Below are 16,567 nucleotides of genomic sequence, written 5' to 3' on the forward strand. Positions count from 1 at the left end.
CAGCCGTTAACGGCTGCTTTTTTGCGTTGAGGATAAGTTAAAAGCAAATTTACATTTGCCCTCAACCTTTAAGCAGCTGTACACTAGCGAATCGTAGCACCGCGATGACCAGTTTCAAAAGAGAAAGGGAAGTAAACAGTGTACACTGAGACAGTGATGGAGCATTTCAAAAATCCACGTAATATCGGAGTCATAGAAAATCCAACTGCGATTATTCAAGTTGGTGATCCTGATTGTGGAGACACCCTACTTTTATCTCTAAAGATTAAAAAAGATCGGGTCGTTGATATAAAGTATAAGGTTTATGGTTGTGCTGCCGCGATTGCGACCTCTTCGATTGCCAGTGAAATGGCCATGGGAAAAACCCTCAATGAGGTCTTAAAGATTGATGAGAAAGCGATCACTAAGGCGCTTGGAGGCCTTCCGGGAGAGAAAAACCATTGCTCAAACTTAGCCGCAGGAGCTTTGCGCGGAGCCATCAACGAATACCGTAAGTCCGCATTAAAAAGGGCATAGTCTGCATGACCCTCTACTTGCTTCTTATCCTTGCCTATTTTATCGGGGCCATCCCAACGGGAGTTATTCTCACCCGCTTGATTGGGAACCACGATATCCGCAATACCGGTAGCGGTAATATCGGTGCAACCAATGTTTATCGAATTGCAGGGCGCAAACTCGGAATTGTCACCTTGTTTGGTGATTGTTTGAAGGGGGTCGTTCCGCTGTTGATAGCCCAGCATGGTTTCCATCTTTCAGAGCAGGGAATTGCTCTGGTCGCACTGGCAGCATTTATTGGTCATTGTTACCCGGTTTATCTCGGATTTAAAGGTGGCAAAGGAGTTGCCACGGCATTAGGGATTTTTCTGGTTTTGTCTCCCCTTTCTGTTCTTTGTGTCCTTCTCATTTTCATTTTGGCTCTCAGCATCTGGCGCTATATTTCTCTGGCCTCGCTTTCGGCTGCTGCGGCAATTCCCCTGCCGGTTCTGTTCTTTGAGCGTTCTTATCCTCTGTTTGTGACAGCCCTGATTATTGTGGCGATTGTCATCTGGCGACACCGAGCCAACATTGAACGACTTCGCAATGGCACAGAAAGTAAATTCAAGGTCTGAGAAAACCTATGCGTCGATATCTCTTATCCTTTGTTAGTCTCCTCATTCTCCTTATTCCTGTCGTTGCCTTCGTCTCCTATGCTCTCCTTTTCAGCCCTAAGACCCCGGAAAGTCCCGTCCAGTTCGAAATTCAACCGGGCACTGGTCTCAATCAGGTTGCCGCAAGTCTGCAAAAGACAGGGGTGGTTCGTAATGCCTTGGCTGTCAAATTGCTAGCTCGCTGGAAACAACAGACGGGTCAGATTCAAGCAGGGCACTATGTTTTTAAAAATCCGGCATCTGCGGAAAAAGTTCTTGATCGTCTGGTTCAAGGAGATGTTGAAAAAGTCAGCCTGACAGTCCCTGAAGGGTTTACTCTGAAGCAGGTCATCGCCAGAATTGCAGAAAAGGGTTTCGGTCAAAGTGAACGCCTGCAGAGGCTGGCGACAGACAAAGGATTTATTCAATCTTTAGGGATTGAAGCCAATAGTCTGGAAGGGTATCTGTTCCCTGAAACCTATCTGTTTGCACCGGGGATTGATGAAAAGGCGCTGTTGACGATGATGGTCTCCCAGTTTTTTGATCACACTGGATCAAAATTCAAGGCGGATATTGCAAAATTAGGACTAAGCCAGCATCAGTGGGTCACCTTAGCGTCGATCATTGAAAAGGAGACGGGAATCGTTACCGAGATGCCTTTGATCTCCTCGGTTTTTCACAACCGGCTCAGAGGCAATATTCCACTACAGACAGATCCTACAGTCATCTATGGGATTGATGACTTCGATGGCAACATCACCCGTAAGCATCTGAAAACACCAACCCCCTACAATACTTATACGACCAAAGGGCTACCGCCGGGACCGATTGCCAATCCTGGACTTTCGGCCCTTGATGCCGCAGCGCACCCAGCAATCACACAACTGCTTTATTTTGTCGCCAGAGGCGATGGGAGTCACCAGTTTTCAAAAACACTCAAGGAACATAATGCTGCGGTACGGAAGTATCAATTGCGCAAACGGAAATAATGTAGGTTGAATCCTTCTTCAGTCGGGAGAAGGGGGATGTAAGCGAGTTGAGGGGAAATGTCAGTATGATTAATATCTGTATCGGGAGGTGAGGCAGGTAATGAAAACCTGCCCCACCGGATATTCTTAAACCGTAGCTAACGCTTTTTCTAGTGCAGCGATAGTTTTATCCAGATCTTCCTTTGAGTGCGAAATGCTTATAAATCCAGCTTCAAATTGTGCTGGGGCCAGATTTATCCCTTGATCTAGCATACTCCGGAAGTAACGACCAAAGGCCTCAGTATCACTTGCCAATGCAGCGTCAAAGTTATTGACCGGTCCCTCTTGAAAGTAGGTACAGAACATGCCGCCGACGCGCTGCCAGCATGTTGCAATCGGACTGTTACCTGCGACCTGCTGTACCCCTTTTTCCAGGTAAGCAGCTTTCTCCTCTAACTGCTGATAAAAGCCTTCTTGCTGGAGAAGTTTCAACGTCGCAATCCCTGCGCTCATCGCTAGAGGGTTACCCGATAGCGTCCCTGCCTGATAAACGCCACCTTCCGGTGAAAGGCTATCCATGATTTCGCGCTTGCCACCAAAGGCCCCTACAGGTAATCCACCACCGATGATTTTACCGAGACAGACCAAGTCACCACGCACGCCAAAGCGTTCCTGTGCTCCACCGTATGCGACCCGGAATCCAGTCATCACTTCGTCAATGATCAAAATGATCCCCTCAGCAGTACAGAGATCCCGCAACTCCTGAAGGAAGCCTTTAACCGGAGGGACGCAGCCCATATTTCCAGCAACCGCTTCCAGGATAATACAAGCAATTTCTCCTTTGTTGGCAGCGACGAGCTCCTGAACATTAGCCAGATCATTGTAGTTTGCCGTTAAGGTATATTTGGCAAAATCCGCAGGAACCCCTGGTGAGGTTGGTACCCCAAATGTTGCTAAGCCACTGCCGGCTTTAACCAGGAGGGAATCCGCATGACCGTGATAACAGCCATCAAACTTGAGGATTTTATCGCGACCGGTATAACCACGCGCCAAGCGGATGGCACTCATGGTTGCTTCGGTCCCCGATGAAACCATGCGTACTTTTTCGATATTCGGATAAGCCTCACATACGATCTCAGCAAGTTCGGTTTCTAATGGTGTTGGGGCTCCAAAAGAAGCACCACTTGCTGCGGTCTTTTGAATCGCTTCCACAACCTTGGGGTGACAGTGCCCCAGTATCATCGGTCCCCACGATCCAACGTAGTCGATATATTCATTGCCATCGACATCGTAAATCTTGCTTCCAGCGGCTTTAGCAATAAAAATTGGATTGCAGCCTGCCGATTTAAAAGCCCGGACAGGGCTGTTCACTCCACCGGGTATAATCGCTTTTGCCTTGACAAATAACTCTTCAGATTTTGTATGATTCATAGCGGTTGCTGACTCCTTTGAAAGAAGCGGTTAAAAGGAATATCGATATTTACAAACAAGTCATTATATAGCATAGATACGCCACTCGCAAAAATGAATAGAATGTTTGTTATTGTCTCTCAGCTCTAGGCGCGAAAAACGAACAGTGTTATAAAATAAGATTGACCTTCGCGTAAAGGTACGATAAAAAGAGATTGATATCATGTTTCTTAAAAACAAATCAGCGATTCTCCTTGAAACAAAAGGATAAAATTTACCAAGAGAAGAATAAATACGTTTTGGAAATGCTCAAAACACCTTTTTATTCTTGCGATCAAGACAGGTCGGAGCTAGTATCGACAAAAAATTCATAAATCGGCAGACAGAACTTGCTATGAACCCCATATCGATTTCTGTTGATTTTTTCTACGCAATGCCGACGAGTTGACTTGTTTACTGAGGTTGTTGATTAAATCACGCGCTCCAAGGAGGACACATGGGAATCAGAATGAAGAAAATAAAATTTAAATTAAGGGTACGAAGCACTTGCCTAACCCTGCTGGCTTTGGTATTGACTGCTACCTTTGTAGCACCATCTTTTGCCTTTCAGTTTGGATCTGGAGATCTCACCGGTAGCTTTGACTCGACCCTCTCTTATGGTCTTGCCTGGCGGATGGCCGATCAGGATTCCGACTTGATAGGTGTTGCCAATGGTGGGAATGCCTATTCCCTGAACTTTGATGATGGCGATCTTAATTATGATAAAGGGGATCTGATCAACAATACTGCAAAAATTACTAGTGAACTTGGTCTTCAGTATAAAAGTTTTGGTCTTTTCGTGCGCGGTAGCGCTTTTTATGATTTTGAAAACAATGATGGTGACCGTGCCAGAACCGATCTTAGCGACGAAACTTTGGATATGGTCGGCAAAGACGCTGAACTTCTTGATGCCTACATCACCTGGGATTTTGATGTTGCGCAAATGCCGGCCCAGATTCGCGTTGGTAGCCAGGTTTTGAGCTGGGGAGAAAGTACTTTTATCCAAAATGGTATCAATGTCATCAACCCTTTCGATGTCAGCAAGCTACGCGTTGCCGGGGCGGAGTTGAAGGAAGGCTTAATCCCTGTCGGCATGGTGTCTGCCTCTATCAGCCCAACGGAAAATATAACTTTTGAAGGTTTTTACCAGTACGATTGGCAAGAGGTGAAGATTGATCCGCCAGGCTCTTACTGGAGCACGAATGATTTCGCTGGTGAGGGTGGCGATCAGGTTATGCTCGGTTTTGGGCAGTGGTCCGATCAAGGTGAAAGTTGGACAGGGGCATTGTACGAAGATTCAGATGAAAGATTTAATATGGTCCCCCGTGGATCAAATGTCTACGCCGATGATGATGGTCAATATGGTGTCGCCATGCGTGTCTATGCCGCCAACCTGAATGATACTGAATTCGGTTTTTATTACATGAACTACCATAGTCGCCTTCCAGTTCTCAGCGCGAGAACTGGTTCTGCAGTTGGTGCGCTTAAAGCGACAACAGCAGCTACGGCTGCTGGAACATTTGCGGCACTCTACGATCCTCAAGACCCTACGTCGGCAACAGCTGCCATAACTGCGGGGGTAACGGCTGGAACAACAACTGGCGTAACGGGTGGTCTTGATGTCGCTGAAGCTCAAGCTATTGCGACCGGTGCCATAAATGCAGCAACCGCAGGGGGAAGTGCCTTAGCCTCTGCATATGCGGTCAATGAATATGCCCAGACCGCCGAATACATGATTGAGTACCCTGAAGACATTCAACTGTTTGGGGTCAGCTTTAACACCACCTTGCCTGCCAGTGGTATTGCCCTGCAGGGAGAAGTGTCCCACAGATTGGATGTTCCCTTGCAGATGGATGATATTGAGCTTATCTTTGCGGCCCTTGGGCCGATAAGTCCGGGATTGGCAACATACAACCAAATTTACGATGCGACGGGACAGTATGAATATTATATTCAGGGGTACAAACGCCTGGACGTCACTCAGGCCCAGATAACAGCAACCAAACTTCTCGGTCCCACTTTTGGCGCTGATCAATTTGTCCTGGTTGGGGAAGTTGGCTTGACGCATGTTCATGGGATGCCGGATAAAGACGATTTACGTATGGATGGAGTAGGAACCCCAATCAGTGGTAATGCGCTTCTTGCAAGCTCCCACTATGATGAAACTGAATCCTCATCAGCTTTTGCCGATGCCACTTCCTGGGGCTACCGTCTGGTTGCCAAGCTCGACTTCAACAACGCTATCGGCGCTGTCACTCTGTCACCGCGGGTTGCCTGGGCCCATGATGTCAACGGTACCACCCCTGGCCCCGGTGGTAATTTCATTGATGGTCGGAAGACTGTCACTTTAGGGCTCGAAGCTAACTATCAAAATCAGTGGACTGCTGATTTGAGCTATACCGATTTTTTTGGTGCAGGCCGATATAATCTGATCAATGATCGGGATTTCTTGGCATTTAACATCAAATATTCATTCTAAATTGATACAGGGAGCAAATATTATGCTGAAAAACGCATTAGCTGGGGCCTTTGCCCTATTACTGATCACGGCATTGGCAGGGCTTTCTTTTGCCGCCATTACTGCTGATGAAGCCGCCCGTCTGGGTAAAGACCTGACTCCGGTCGGCGCTGAAAAAGCGGGAAACTCGGATGGTTCCATTCCCGCCTGGGACGGTGGCATCACCACTCCACCTGAAGGTTATACCAAGGGGATGCATCACCCTGACCCCTATGCTGATGATAAAGTTCTGGTGACCATTACTGCTGCCAACATGGATCAGTATAAGAACAGGTTGACCGCCGGACATCAGGCCATGCTTAAAACCTACGATAGCTTCAAGATGAACATCTACCCAACACATCGTAGCGCCTCATCGCCACAACGCATCTATGACATGACCAAAAAAGTCTCCCAAACCGCCGAACTGATTAATGGTGGTGATGGAGTCAAAGGTACCGTGAACGGCATCCCCTTTCCCATTCCTGAATCCGGGATTGAGGTTCTCTGGAACCACATGCTGCGTTATCGGGGTGATGCCGCGTCACGTAAAATTGCCCAGGCACCGATGACCCGTGGTGGAAGTTATACCCTGGTTAAGTTTGATGATGAGTTCAGCCTGAGTTATTCACAAGAAGGGATGACTGAAGAAGAATTAAAAAACCGGATTCTGATGTTTCGTCAAGAGGTGACAGCACCAGCGCGGTTGGCAGGTAATGTCTTGCTGGTTCATGAAACCATGAATCAAGTCACTGAACCACGTGCTGCCTGGGTATACAATCCTGGTCAACGGCGGGTTCGCAGAGCTCCGAATGTTGCTTACGACAACCCGGGGACAGCTGCGGACAGCTTGCGGACGGCGGATCAATTTGACATGTTCAATGGCGCACCTGACCGCTACAACTGGAAGTTGATTGGCAAAAAAGAACTCTATATTCCTTACAATAACTACCTGCTTCACAGCGATAAATTGAAGTATAAAGATATCCTCACCCCATTACATGCAAACCCGGATTATTTACGCTATGAACTCCATCGGGTTTGGGTGATTGAAGCCACGTTGCGTGAAGGGGCCCGTCACCTCTATAAAAAGCGAGTTTTCTATATTGATGAAGACTCCTGGCAGATTATGGTTGCCGAACATTACGATAACCGTGACCAACTGTGGCGGGTTTCTGAAGGTCATTCCATCAATTACTACGAAGTTCCAACCTTCTGGACAACGCTAGAAACCCATTACGACCTGCAATCTGGACGCTATCTGGCTCTTGGGCTGGACAATGAAGCGGAAATGTACGATTTTAGTATCAAACGGACCGATCAGGACTATTCTCCCGGGGCTTTGCGTCGGGCTGGCCGTCGTTAATAGGTCTTCAACCATTTAGTCTTGGCCGAGTCGGCAACGGCTCGGCCATTTTTTATGCCTTTTCTGAGTGTTGGATATGATAAAAATTTTTGCACAATTCAGCGACCTTGCCCTCGCTATCAGCGTCAGCCTGCTGGTCATTTTCTATAGTGCTTCCCCAGTTATTAGCGCTGATACCGCAGTGATTGCTCCACTGGCAACCCAGTCATTGCTGCTTGATGGTCAACGCATCGACGATACCCTGGTCGTCGTTGGTGAGCGTGGCCATATTCTCATCAGTGAAGACAATGGCAGCAGTTGGATGCAATGTCAGGTCCCGACACGTGCCACCTTGACCGCGGTCTATTTTATTGATCGTCAAAATGGTTGGGTGGTCGGTCATGATCAGGTTATCCTGCGAACCAGAGACGGTGGCAGCAGCTGGAAGCTTGTTTATGAAAATCCGGAAGCCCAAAGCCCTTTGTTAGACATCCTTTTTCTTGATGACAACCACGGCTATGCCATTGGTGCATATGGACAATTCCTGGAGTCTTTTGATGCTGGCAGCAGTTGGGAGGGGCGCTGGATCAGTGAGGATGATTTCCATTTAAACCAGATCGTTGCAGTCGGAGACCAGCTGTTTATTGCAGCTGAAGCCGGTTTTGCCTATCGCTCCGATGATCAGGGGCAAAACTGGACGCTGCTGGACCCTGACTATCAGGGATCCTTTTTTGCGATCTTCCCTGCCGAGCATAACCGACTCCTGTTATTCGGCCTGCGTGGACATCTGTTTCTCTCTGATGACGCCGGGGAAACCTGGTCGACTACGACCACAGGCACAGAGGCGAGTTTAACCAGTGGCATCCGGCTTGACGATGGCTCCATCGTCATAACCGGTCTCGCCGGGGTGATTTTAACCAGTCACGACAATGGCTCTACCTTTGCTCTCCATCAAGATCCGGAGCGCAAAGGCTTCAGTCAATTATTACAAGCAGCAGACGAGACTATTATCGCAATCGGTAATTTTGGTGTAACCAAGCTTTCCCAACAAATTTTTATGATTAAGTAGCGGAAAAAGCAGGAGATTTAGATGAAACTGAATGCCTTCAGAACGGGGCTTGAAAAGCTCATTTTTAACAATCGGCGTATTTTGCTGGGCTTTTTTATCCTGGTCACCCTGCTTATGTCTTATTCTCTCACCAGCCTGCGCATCGACGCGGGCTTCAACAAACTGCTGCCGCTTGAACACGAGTATATGCAAACCTACGTTGAACACCGCAAGGAGTTTGGCGGTGCCAACCGGATTTTGATTGCACTGATGTCCAAGCAGGGGGATATTTTCACCCCCGAATTCTTCACCACCTTGCAAAATGCCACAGATGATGTCTTCTTTATCCCTGGAGTCGATCGTGCCCAGGTGACATCATTGTTTACTCCCAACGTCCGTTTTACCGAAGTCGTTGAGGATGGCATCTCTGGAGGCAATGTTGTTCCTGCAGACTTTGAGCCGACCTCAGAGGGGTTGGAGAAAGTCCGCAAAAATATCCTCAAAGCGGGGATTCTCGGACGCCTGGTCGCCAATGACTTTAGCGGGGCGGCAATCAGTGCACAATTGCTGGATGTCGATCCGGCAACCGGTGAAAAGCTCGACCTGATCAAGGTCTCACATCTGCTTGAAGAACGGATAAGGGATAAGTATCAGAGCGATCAGGTCAGCGTTCATATCATTGGCTTTGCCAAGGTCATTGGTGATATTGCCGATGGGGCACAACGGGTTATCCTGTTTTTCTGCATTGCCTTTGCGATCACCAGTTTGCTGGTTTTCCTCTACACCCGCTCTTTCATCCTCACCCTGATTCCCATAGGTTGCTCCTTGATTGCAGTTATCTGGCAACTGGGGCTCTTACCAATTCTCGGTTATGGTATCGATCCGATGGGATTGTTGGTGCCGTTTCTGATTTTTGCAATCGGGGTCAGTCACGCAGTACAGATGATCACAGCCAACACTGCTGAAGTGCGTGCTGGAGCAGACCGTCTGGAAGCGGCCAAAGCCTGCTTTCGGCAACTGCTGATTCCCGGCTTTATCGCTCTGGCCAGCGATACCATTGGTTTCATTACGATTCAGTTGATTGAAATCCAGGTCATCCAGGAGATGGCGATTACTGCAAGCTTAGGTGTTGCTGTCATTATTCTCAGCAATCTGATCCTGCTGCCAATCCTCCTCTCTTATGTCAAAACCGGGCGCCGTTACAAACGCCGGGTCGATGAGCAGACCCGAACGCTGAAACCGATCTGGAATTTCTTTGAACGGGCCGCAGAACCCAAGTTTGCGACAGTCATTATCGCGATCGCCATCATTCTTCTCGGTTTTGGCCTCTGGAAAGGGTCCGATATCAAGATGGGAGACATGCACCGCGGCGTCCCTGAGTTGCGGACCGATTCCCGTTATAACCAGGATAGTAAGGTCATCACTGAAAACTTTTCTATCGGTGTCGATCTGATTACCGTCATTGTTGAAACCAAACCAGACGGCTGTATTGATTACGATATTATGACCGCTATTGATCGCTTTGCCTGGCATATGAACAATGTTGATGGTGTCCAGTCGGTCATCGGACTTCCCGGTATTGCCAAAATTATTAATGCCGGATGGAATGAGGGGAGCTTAAAGTGGCAGGTTTTGCCACGGAATCAAGCAACCATGGTTCAGGCCGTTGGTTATATCCCAACCAGTAGCGGTTTGTTGAACTCCGATTGCAGTGTTATGCCGGTGGCCATCTTCACGAAAGACCACAAAGCAGAAACCATCGCCAATATTGTTGCAGAAGTCAAAAGTTACCGTGAACAGCATGTTTCTGAGAATGTCACCTTCAGACTGGCTTCCGGTAATGTCGGGGTGATGGCAGCAACCAATGAAGAAGTCTCCGCTGCACAGTTTCCCATCCTCCTCTATGTTTTTGGTGCTGTGACCCTCCTTTGCTTCTATGAGTTCCGTTCCATAAGGGCGGTCCTTTGTATCATCTTACCTTTGGCGCTGGTATCTCTGCTGGCCTATGCCTTGATGAGTATTCTGGAGATTGGCTTAAAAGTCTCCACTCTCCCGGTTGTTGCTTTGGGGGTTGGGGTTGGGGTTGATTACGGTATCTATATTTTTAGCCGTTTACGCAGCTACTTGCGCAAAGGTCAGACTTTGCAGGAAGCCTACTTGCACACCTTGGCGATTACTGGAAACGGGGTTGTGTTTACCGGGGTAACCCTCGCTATCGGCGTTGCGACCTGGATTTTTTCACCACTTAAATTTCAAGCCGATATGGGAATCCTGCTGACCTTTATGTTTCTGGTCAACATGCTTGGAGCTATCTTGCTGCTTCCCGCCTTAGCCTGCTTTTTACTGCCAAAATCGAGAAATATCTTCTCGAAATAACCCTTGTATCAGCACCTTTTTACTTAGGGCCATCTGTCAACAGATGGCCCAAGAACGACTCTCTTCTCCATAGCTTCAAAAATAGAACAATTTTATATTTTAGGTTGACCCGAACGTAAAAGTAAGTAGAATATAGACTCTATCTTTAAAATAAATCTTAATCGCAGCTTGGGTTGCAGATAGTCGAAAAGACATTATCATTAATTGACCTAACCTGGTTAAAAGGGAAATGACGATGACTGAAGCCAGAGCCAAAAAACTTCCCTATCGATCCATTCCGCAAATGATGCAGGTCAACGCAGAAAAATATGCTGACCGGCCAGCGATCAGTTTTAAAAAAGGGGGCGGATACATCACTCTGAACTATCAACAGTTCTATTCCCGGATTCTAATGACAGCCCGCGGGTTGCGTAAAGCGGGGATGCAAGCTGGTGACAGGGTGGCGATTTTTTCTGAAAACCGGGCCGGCTGGGTTATCGCAGATATGGGGATTCAAGCCGCTCTCGGGATCAGCGTTCCAGTCTACGCGACCAATACCGGGGTGCAGGCTGCATATGTTATTAACCATAGTGGCTCTAAAATCGTTTTTGTTTCTGATCGCAGCCAATACGAAAAACTGCTTGCCGTCCGCGATCAAATTCCCCAAGTGGAGATGGTTTTCTCGTTTGAGCGTTTTCTTGGGGAGCGAAATCTGCCAGTCCATACTCTTTACCAGCTGTCTGAAATTTCTTATCCTATCCAAGATAAAGAAAAACAACAGATTGAAGAGCAGATAGCGTCGATTGATTCAACCGACCTAATCACTGTTATTTACACCTCTGGAACCACAGGAATCCCCAAAGGGGTGATGTTGACCCAGCATAACATGGCAATCAACGCATGGGATGGTATCCAGCGGGCAGGTGAAGCACAAATGACCGGAACGTTTTTAAGTTTTCTCCCTTTGAGCCATGTTCTGGAACGGACCGCTGGATACTATGCTGTGTTGATGGGTGGCGGGCATATCGCTTTTGCTGAAGATGTGAATAAAGTGGTTGAAAACATCCTTGAGGTCAAACCCTCAGCCATGATCAGTGTCCCGCGCCTATTTGAAAAAATTTATTCGCGGATTTATGAAAATATCCACCTGTTGGGCCCGGTTAAACGGCAACTTTTTCATAGTGCCATCGCCACAGGACACAAATATATCCACGCCAAATATATTCGGCACCAATCCATAGGACTCCTCGGCCTCAAATACAAGATATATGATCGGTTGGTCTTTCGTAAAATTCGTTCCCGTTTTGGTGGCCAGCTGAAATTCTTTATTTGTGGGGGTGCCCCTCTAGATAAAACCATCAATGAATTTATGTGGATTATCGGTATTCCGGTTTTTGAAGGCTACGGTCTGACCGAAACCAGCCCTGCGATTGCCTTGAACAGTCTGCATGAAAATCGTTTTGGCTCTGTCGGCAAAGCGTTGGGTGACACCGAGTTTAAACTGTTAGAGGATGGTGAACTGCTGGTCAAAGGGTCGGCAGTGATGCGCGGGTATTATCAGGACCAAAAAGCGACCGCTAACGCATTTGTCGACGGCTGGTTTAAAACTGGAGATATCGCCCATATTGATGAACAGGGTTATGTTTATATTGTTGATCGGAAAAAGGAGATTATTGTCACTGCTGGGGGGAAAAATATCGCCCCTCAACCTCTGGAAAACACTTTAAAGCTCGACAAATATATTTCTCAAGCCTATATCCATGGGGACACTAAACCCTACTTGATCGCGATATTAACCCCGAATTTTGAACGACTGATTGAATTCGGGCACGAAAAACACATCAACTATCTCAGTGTTGACGATTTAGTCGCTAATGAACAGGTGAAACAACTGTTTGCTGAACGGATAGCGCTATTCAATAAAAACCTTGCGTCCTATCAGACGATCAAAAAATTCATCTTGCTCCCCCGTGAATTTTCGACAGAGGGTGGGGAATTAACCCCGACGATGAAACTGAAACGCAAAGAGATCTATAAAACCTATAAAGATAAAATCGAACAACTCTATCAGCACAATGGTGAGGGGCAAAACTCCCAGCCACAATCTGAAAATGGAGGAAAAAATGAGGCAAATTAATCGTGTTGCCGTGCTTGGGGCCGGCGTTATGGGCGCCACTATCGCGGCCCATCTTGCCAATGCGGGTCTGGAAGTTCTGATGTTGGATATCGTCCCGCGAGAACTCACCAGCGAAGAGGAAGCACAGGGGCTGAACCTGCAATCCCCCCAAGTCCGTAACCGCATCGCCAATGCCGGTCTGGCACAACTGTTAAAAATGAAGCCAGCACCGTTTTATCTACAGCAATACGCGAAACAGATCAGCACCGGAAATCTGGATGATGATCTGGCAAAGCTGAAGGACTGTGACTGGGTTATTGAGGTTGTTATTGAGCACATGCCGATCAAAAAAGATCTGCTGTCAAAATTGGTTCCGAATTTAGCGGCTGGGGCCATCCTTTCAACCAACACCAGCGGTCTTTCGGTGAATGAAATGGCCGAAGTTCTCCCTGCAGAGATGCGGAAGAATTTTCTTGTCACCCACTTTTTTAATCCTCCGCGTTACATGCGTTTACTGGAAATTGTCCCCAGCCAATATACCGATCCGGCTATTGTCTCTGAGTTGGCCGATTTCATCAGCCGCAAACTGGGTAAGGGGATTGTCTACGCTAAAGACACCCCCAACTTTATCGCCAACCGGATTGGGGTTTTCTCCATTTTCAATGGCATTAAACACATGCTCGATCTGGAGATGACGGTTGAAGAGGTCGACAGTGTCGCTGGACCAGCTACGGCCAGACCGGGATCTGCTGCCTTCCGCACCAGTGATCTGGTCGGCATCGACACTTTGGTGCACATCTGTAAAAACACTTATGAGTTACTTCCTGACGATGAATGTCGTGAAACCTTCCAGATTCCTGAATTTATGCAACAGATGGTGGACACAGGACTGCATGGAAATAAAAGCAAAAAGGGCTTTTACAAGAAAGAGCAACGTGACGGTCAGCGACAGATCTATTACTACGATTACACCAGCGGTGAATATAAACTTGCAGAAAAACCGAAATTCCCATCCGTCGTCGCCGTCAAGATGGTTGATGATCCGGCGCAAAAGGTGAAGATGGTGGTCAATGGCAAGGACAAAGGGGCTGAGTTTGCCTGGCGTTCCTTGCGTGATTCACTGATCTATACCGTCAACCGTATCCCTGAAATTGCTGACGACATTGTCAATATCGATAATGGCATGAAGTGGGGCTTCAACTGGGAAATCGGTCCCTTTGAAATGCTTGACGCCATTGGTGTTGAAAGTTTTGTCAAACGGGCAGAAAAAGATGGCGTCGCGGTTCCTGAAAGCTTGAAAGGGGTCACCAGCTTCTACCGCTACAACGATTCCGGACAGCAGGAATACTACGACTTACAAGCAAAAAACTACCATCTGATGGCGCAAAAAGAGGGGCAGATCAATCTGCAAATTCTTAAGAAAACCTCGGGAGTGGTAGAGAAAACGGCAAACTGTTCAGTGGTCGATCTGGGCGATGGTGTCTTCGGGATGGAATTTCATTCGAAGATGAACTCTATCAGTGGTGACATTCTGGCCATGACCCACAAGGCCATAAAACGGGCGGAAGAAGAGGGTGTTGGGCTAGTGATCGGCAATCAAGGGAGCAATTTTTCGGTCGGTGCCAATCTGATGTTGTTGGCGGTTGCTCTGGCTGAAGGGGCTTATGAAGATATTGATTTAAGTGTCCGCGCCTTCCAGAAAGCCACCATGGCAGTGAAATACGCCAAAGTCCCTGTTGTTGCTGCCCCTTTCGGTATGGCTCTGGGTGGAGGTTGTGAATTCTCACTCCATGCTGATGCCATCAACGCCTCCGCAGAAACCTACATGGGGCTGGTTGAGATTGGTGTGGGGCTCATTCCAGCAGGCGGCGGGACTAAGGAGATGTGTCTCCGTGCTGTGGAATTAGCCAACCAATATGATACCGATGTCACCCCCTTTATCTTCAAAAACTTTCAGCAGATCGGCATGGCCAAAGTCTCCATGGGAGCCGCTGAACTCAAGGGAATGGGGTATATGCGCAACGGCGATAGTATTAGTATGGATATTGATCGTCTTCTTGCTGATGCGAAACAGAAGGTTCTGGCGCTGGCAACCAACTATCGACCTCAACGACCTGCGGAAGATGTCCCCGCCCCTGGCCGGAGCATCGCTGCCAGCATCAAAAGTCAGCTGTGGAATATGAAGATGGGTGGTTTTGTCACTGCATACGAAGCTGAAATGGGTGGCGTTATTGCCGATGTCATTACCGGCGGAGATGTTCTTCCGGGGACGCCGATTTCAGAAGAGTATCTCCTGCAACTGGAACGGCAGGCGTTTCTCAAATTGTGTGGCAATAAGAAGACCGCCGAGCGGATTCAACATATGTTGAAAAAAGGCAAACCGCTGCGCAATTAAATGAAATCTTTGTCGGGGCAGACTTCGGTGTCTGTCCTGCCATACGCAAGGGCGTACACACAGATGCGCTCCTACAGACGGAGAATAAACGATGAAAACAGCTTATATACTTGCCGCCTACCGCACCCCTGGCTGTCGCGCCAACAAAGGCAAATTCAAAGATATGCGTCCCGATGATCTGGCTGCAGCGGCCTTGGCCGGCTTGATTGAACGGACCAAGATTGACCCTATGCGGATTGATGACGTGATCCTCGGCTGTGCTTTTCCGGAAGGGGAACAAGGGATGAATGTTGCCCGGGTCGCTGCGCTGAAAGCAGGGATCCCTTACCAGGTGCCGGCTCAGACAATTAACCGCTTCTGCTCTTCTGGTCTACAGAGTATTGCCCTGGCAGCAGAACGGATCATGGCAGGATTTGCCGACTGCATCATTGCCGGAGGGACCGAATCCATGACCACGGTTCCTATGGGAGGCAATAAATACAGTGCCAACCCCGGACTGGTATCACAGTGGCCTGAAACCTTCGCCTCTATGGGAGTCACCGCTGAATTAGTCGCGGAAAAATATCAAATCAGCCGTCAGGATCAGGATGCTTTTTCGGTCGCAAGCCATCAAAAAGCGGCTGCAGCGATCGCAGCAGGACGTTTCAGTGATGAAATTATCCCTGTAGAGATTGAAAAAACCGCCATTGTTAAAGGGAAGATTCAGAAAACAACTGAACTTGTTGACATCGATGATGGCGTTCGCGCCGACACTAGCCTTGAAGGGTTGGCCAAACTTAAAACCCCTTTTAAGCAAGGGGGGTCAGTCACCGCAGGGTCATCGTCACAAATGACCGATGGCGCTGCGGCAGCTCTGGTGGTCTCTGAAGACTTTATCAAACAAATCGGTGGTGAACCACTGGCCCGCTTTGTTGCTTTCGCGGTTAAAGGGGTCCCACCTGAAATTATGGGAATTGGCCCTATTGAGGCCATCCCTGCAGCTCTAAAACTCGCGGGACTGCAACTTGGCGATATTGGTCTGATTGAGCTGAATGAGGCCTTTGCAGCACAATCGCTAGCGGTTATCAGAGAACTCGGCTTAAATACGGAGACCCTCAATGTCAACGGAGGCGCGATCGCCCTTGGACATCCGCTGGGTTGCACAGGAGCGAAATTGACAGCAACTCTATTGCACGAAATGCAGCGGCGTGAATTGCGCTACGGCATGGTCTCTATGTGTATCGGCGGTGGTATGGGGGCTGCCGGAATTTTTGAAAAGATTTAAATT

Annotated in this window: 11 protein-coding genes; 10 read left to right on the plus strand and 1 reads right to left on the minus strand. The window is 48.1% G+C overall.

Translation table 11 applies throughout. From position 1 onward, the window contains the following. The first annotated feature begins 138 nt into the window (after window positions 1-138). From BLU87_RS14520 to mltG, 3 genes are read left to right on the plus strand one after another with little or no spacing between them, the layout of a single operon-like run. Complete coding sequence (locus BLU87_RS14520; protein ID WP_092350107.1) at window positions 139-516, plus strand: iron-sulfur cluster assembly scaffold protein; 378 nt, start codon at window positions 139-141, stop codon at window positions 514-516. Between the two features lie 5 nt (window positions 517-521). Beyond that, a complete protein-coding gene (plsY, locus tag BLU87_RS14525; RefSeq protein ID WP_092350109.1) occupies window positions 522-1,109 on the plus strand; it encodes a glycerol-3-phosphate 1-O-acyltransferase PlsY in 588 nt (195 codons plus the stop codon). An 8-nt stretch (window positions 1,110-1,117) separates the two neighbouring features. Continuing rightward, on the plus strand, window positions 1,118-2,116 hold the full coding sequence (gene mltG, locus BLU87_RS14530; protein WP_092350111.1) for an endolytic transglycosylase MltG: 999 nt from the start codon (window positions 1,118-1,120) through the stop codon (window positions 2,114-2,116). Window positions 2,117-2,242: 126 nt separating this feature from the next. Here mltG and hemL read toward each other — a convergent pair whose 3' ends face one another. Beyond that, window positions 2,243-3,526 (minus strand): glutamate-1-semialdehyde 2,1-aminomutase, encoded by a 1,284-nt coding sequence (hemL, locus tag BLU87_RS14535; RefSeq protein WP_092350113.1) that lies wholly within the window; start codon window positions 3,524-3,526, stop codon window positions 2,243-2,245. Window positions 3,527-4,001: 475 nt separating this feature from the next. Between hemL and BLU87_RS14540 the strand changes: the two genes are divergently transcribed. From BLU87_RS14540 to BLU87_RS14570, 7 genes are all read left to right on the plus strand, one after another. Further along, the gene (locus BLU87_RS14540; protein ID WP_092350115.1) at window positions 4,002-6,023 is read left to right on the plus strand and encodes a DUF1302 domain-containing protein; all 2,022 of its coding nucleotides are present in this window, start codon (window positions 4,002-4,004) and stop codon (window positions 6,021-6,023) included. 22 nt (window positions 6,024-6,045) lie between these two features. Beyond that, complete coding sequence (locus tag BLU87_RS14545; RefSeq protein WP_092350117.1) at window positions 6,046-7,407, plus strand: DUF1329 domain-containing protein; 1,362 nt, start codon at window positions 6,046-6,048, stop codon at window positions 7,405-7,407. 76 nt (window positions 7,408-7,483) lie between these two features. Continuing rightward, a complete protein-coding gene (locus tag BLU87_RS14550; RefSeq protein ID WP_092350119.1) occupies window positions 7,484-8,455 on the plus strand; it encodes a WD40/YVTN/BNR-like repeat-containing protein in 972 nt (323 codons plus the stop codon). A 21-nt stretch (window positions 8,456-8,476) separates the two neighbouring features. Continuing rightward, window positions 8,477-10,810, plus strand: a complete 2,334-nt coding sequence (locus tag BLU87_RS14555) for an efflux RND transporter permease subunit (RefSeq protein WP_092350121.1) — start codon at window positions 8,477-8,479, stop codon at window positions 10,808-10,810. Window positions 10,811-11,045: 235 nt separating this feature from the next. Further along, window positions 11,046-12,926: an AMP-dependent synthetase/ligase gene (locus BLU87_RS14560; RefSeq protein WP_092350123.1), complete on the plus strand. Its 1,881-nt coding sequence runs from the start codon at window positions 11,046-11,048 to the stop codon at window positions 12,924-12,926. Beyond that, a complete protein-coding gene (locus BLU87_RS14565; RefSeq protein ID WP_092350125.1) occupies window positions 12,913-15,300 on the plus strand; it encodes a 3-hydroxyacyl-CoA dehydrogenase/enoyl-CoA hydratase family protein in 2,388 nt (795 codons plus the stop codon). The genes BLU87_RS14560 and BLU87_RS14565 overlap by 14 nt, the downstream gene beginning before the upstream one ends. 91 nt (window positions 15,301-15,391) lie before the next feature. Beyond that, window positions 15,392-16,564: a thiolase family protein gene (locus tag BLU87_RS14570; RefSeq protein ID WP_092350127.1), complete on the plus strand. Its 1,173-nt coding sequence runs from the start codon at window positions 15,392-15,394 to the stop codon at window positions 16,562-16,564. Window positions 16,565-16,567: the final 3 nt, after the last annotated feature.

The sequence above is a fragment of the Desulfuromusa kysingii genome (assembly GCF_900107645.1).
Lineage (GTDB): Bacteria > Desulfobacterota > Desulfuromonadia > Desulfuromonadales > Geopsychrobacteraceae > Desulfuromusa > Desulfuromusa kysingii.

Bases quoted from the DNA above. Each gene is read 5' to 3' on its own strand.
- hemL (WP_092350113.1), bottom strand. From the start codon at position 3,526: ATGAATCATACAAAATCTGAAGAGTTATTTGTCAAGGCAAAAGCGATT.
- BLU87_RS14570 (WP_092350127.1), top strand. From the start codon at position 15,392: ATGAAAACAGCTTATATACTTGCCGCCTACCGCACCCCTGGCTGTCGC.
- BLU87_RS14550 (WP_092350119.1), top strand. From the start codon at position 7,484: ATGATAAAAATTTTTGCACAATTCAGCGACCTTGCCCTCGCTATCAGC.
- plsY (WP_092350109.1), top strand. From the start codon at position 522: ATGACCCTCTACTTGCTTCTTATCCTTGCCTATTTTATCGGGGCCATC.
- BLU87_RS14560 (WP_092350123.1), top strand. From the start codon at position 11,046: ATGACTGAAGCCAGAGCCAAAAAACTTCCCTATCGATCCATTCCGCAA.
- BLU87_RS14555 (WP_092350121.1), top strand. From the start codon at position 8,477: ATGAAACTGAATGCCTTCAGAACGGGGCTTGAAAAGCTCATTTTTAAC.
- BLU87_RS14545 (WP_092350117.1), top strand. From the start codon at position 6,046: ATGCTGAAAAACGCATTAGCTGGGGCCTTTGCCCTATTACTGATCACG.
- BLU87_RS14540 (WP_092350115.1), top strand. From the start codon at position 4,002: ATGGGAATCAGAATGAAGAAAATAAAATTTAAATTAAGGGTACGAAGC.
- mltG (WP_092350111.1), top strand. From the start codon at position 1,118: ATGCGTCGATATCTCTTATCCTTTGTTAGTCTCCTCATTCTCCTTATT.
- BLU87_RS14565 (WP_092350125.1), top strand. From the start codon at position 12,913: ATGAGGCAAATTAATCGTGTTGCCGTGCTTGGGGCCGGCGTTATGGGC.